The 3,017-nt window shown below is 49.3% G+C and carries 3 protein-coding genes; all 3 read left to right on the top strand.

Features of this window, described 5'->3' with window-relative positions; genetic code table 11:
* Positions 1-200: 200 nt before the first annotated feature.
* Genes OS242_RS21285 through OS242_RS21275 form a run of 3 tightly spaced genes read left to right on the top strand, consistent with a single transcriptional unit; the run spans position 201 to position 2,906 of the window.
* Entirely contained in the window at positions 201-713 is a 513-nt protein-coding gene (locus OS242_RS21285) for a DUF6431 domain-containing protein (protein WP_267153657.1), read from the top strand.
* Between the two features lie 44 nt (positions 714-757).
* Complete coding sequence (locus OS242_RS21280) at positions 758-2,113, top strand: DDE-type integrase/transposase/recombinase (RefSeq protein WP_267153656.1); 1,356 nt, start codon at positions 758-760, stop codon at positions 2,111-2,113.
* Entirely contained in the window at positions 2,106-2,906 is an 801-nt protein-coding gene (locus tag OS242_RS21275; protein WP_267153655.1) for an ExeA family protein, read from the top strand. The genes OS242_RS21280 and OS242_RS21275 overlap by 8 nt, the downstream gene beginning before the upstream one ends.
* Positions 2,907-3,017: the final 111 nt, after the last annotated feature.

The raw sequence follows: 3,017 nt of genomic DNA, 5'->3' as shown, positions 1-3,017 counted from the left end.
TGTTGCGGCCGATGCTAAATGCCCAAAAGCTGACGCTATTGCCTGTCCAAAGATTGACGGATATAATGACCACCGTACATATCCTAGAAAAGGAAAAGGACGCCTCTGAATGATGTGCCACTGTATCCAGCAGTTGCACCAGAGTCGTCCCCAAAAAATTCGCATGGTTATTGTATCAAATTTTCAACTTCAAGAAAAGCATGGTGTTTTTCGTACGGAGTGCAGAGCAACATATTTGCCCAATATGTGAAGGTGACTTGTACACAATAGGTAGCCGGAGGCGCATCGGGCGAAAGCCAACCGGCGATCAGATCACCTACATAATTCGTCGTTTGCGTTGCAAAGGTTGCGAGCGAATTCATCATGAGTTACCCGACCTGCTCGTCCCCTATAAACGTTTTGAAGCCACATGCCTCGAATCAGTCTTATCTAAAGGACAGGTCTCAGACGTAGCAGCAGATGAATCGACGTTGTTTCGCTGGCACATTTGGTTCGAGAAGTGTTGGCAGTACTGGGTGAATTGTTTAACAACGATTTTGTCGCGTACAGGAAACCCGGTGGAGCCATTGTCCGCACCTTCACCGTCTGCACTCCAACGGATTGGACATTATGTGGGACAGGGCGTCGGATGGCTGGCGAGAGTTGTCCGACCCATCGTTCATTCTCAATTATGGGTACATACCCGTTCTGCCTTCTTGTCCGGGAGCCCTTGAGATATGGTGAATCTACATCCTATTGGAAAGGACTGTAGATTCCTATGAAAAACAACAAAAAGGCGGAAGAAGTCGCCGTTGAGCGGATGCAACTGATCTCTCCGCTAGTAGCCGAAGGGATTGACCCTGGCAAAGCTAAAGAACTGAAGAAAGCCATTTGTGAACAAACCGGTTTATCTGAGCGAACTCTTCGTCGTTATCTGTCGGCCTATCGAACCAACGGCTTCGCCGGACTTCGTCCTCAAGGGCAGGCACATCGGCAAACAGCCGAAGCGATCACTCCCTACCTCCTAGAGCAAGCCATCCTGCTTCGCCGAGAAGTCCCCAGCCGCAGTGTCGCACAAATCATTCAGATACTAGAATGGGAAGGTTTGGCGAAGCCAGGTGAGATAAAGCGCAGCACATTACAGGAGAAATTGATGGAGCGCGGTTACAGTACTCGTCACATGCGGCTATACGCAACTGCTGGCCTTGCGGCCAGACGCTTTCAACACAAAAAGCGCAACCGCTTGTGGCAAAGCGACATAAAGTTTGGTCCGTATCTGCCGATTGGTGAAGGCGGAGCCAACAGGCAAGTGTATCTCGTTGCGTTCATCGACGATGCGACCCGTTATGTGTTGCATGCAGCTTTTTATCCGACACTCGATCAAACGATTGTGGAAGATTGTTTCCGCTATTCGATCCAAACAAATGGCGTGCCTGAATCTGTCTACTTTGATAACGGCAAACAATTTCGAAGCAAAAGCATGACTCGCATATGCGCCAAACTAGGAATTCGCCTCCGCTTTACGAGACCATATGCAGCCGAATCCAAGGGGAAGATCGAGCGATTCAACCGAGTCATAGACAGTTTCCTTGCGGAAGTGGCGTTGGAAAAGCCACAAACACTCGACCAACTCAATACGTTATTTCAAGTTTGGCTCAACGAATGTTACCAGACCAAGCCCCACTCCGCACTTGATGACAATTCAAGCCCGCAGGTAGCGTTCCGTAGCGACTCCACACCGCTCCGACTCGTCGAAGAATCATTCATCGCGGATGCCTTCTTACACAGCGAATCACGAAAAGTGGATAAATCTGGTTGTATCAGCTTTATGGGTAAAAAATACGAGGTTGGGCTCCCGTTCATCGGGCATAGAGTGGAAGTCGTCTACGACCCGCGTGACATCTCGACGATTACCATTGAGTATGGCAATCATACGCCGTGGCAGGCGAAAGAGCTGATCATCGGTGAATGGGCCGGACGACGCCCGTCGTTGCCGTCGACAATTGAAACAGTTTCAGTAAACGGTTCGCGGTTATTGAGCGCTGCAGAGAAGAAGAATCAAGTTCGAAAAGAGCGTCAGACACGCGCTGTCTCGTTCCGTAAAATGCGGGAGGAGGCGCAACGAGATGTTTGAAGCGTTTTACGAAATGACGAGAACACCTTTTTCACGCGATATGCCGACTCATGAGTTGTATGCTTCAGATGTTTTGGAAGAGACGCTCGAAAGGTTGGAATACACCGCCGAACGGCAATGGTTTTCCGTTGTGACAGGCGACTGCGGAACGGGTAAGACAACGACGATCCGCCGGTTCGCAGATGTACTCGACTCATCGAGATTCAAATTGCTCTATCTATCCGATTCGAAGCTAACGCCACGCCATTTTTACAAAGGATTGCTCGAACAATTGGGGTGTGAAGCGAAGTTTTATCGAGGAGACAGCAAGCGACAACTGCATCGGGAAATTGAATTGATGCGAGGAGTTCATCGCGTACAGCCTGTAGTGGTGGTTGATGAGGCTCATTTGTTGGACAAGGAGATGTTCGAAGAAGTGCGCTTTTTGCTCAACTTCAGAATGGACGCTCAGAGTCCTATGGCCTTGATCCTGGTCGGGCAAAATGAGTTGTGGGATCGCCTGCAACTACAGACGTTCACGGCTATTCGCCAAAGAATTGATCTACAATGCAAACTTGTGCACTATGACCGGGCACAGGTTAGAGCCTATATCTCACGTCATTTGGAGTATGCCGGCGTTAGCCGAGATCTTTTCACGGATGGTGCGGTCGATGAGATTTATCGTTATTCGAGCGGCACGGTTCGCTTAGTGAACAAAGCGGCGACACATAGTCTGATCTACGGCGCAGCGAACAAACACCGGATCATTGACGACCACATGATAAAACGGGTGATTGCGGGAGAGTTGACTTGATTCTCCCGTTTTTCCTTTTCTGAATTCGCTATGAACGCTCGGCCATATTATCCGTCAACCTTTGGACATTAGACGCAGTCAGTTTTCGGACAATATAGGGCGGTAATAACA

Source organism: Tumebacillus lacus, assembly GCF_026410385.1.
Lineage (GTDB): Bacteria > Bacillota > Bacilli > Tumebacillales > Tumebacillaceae > Tumebacillus > Tumebacillus lacus.
This window is presented reverse-complemented; position numbering and strand designations above follow the sequence as displayed.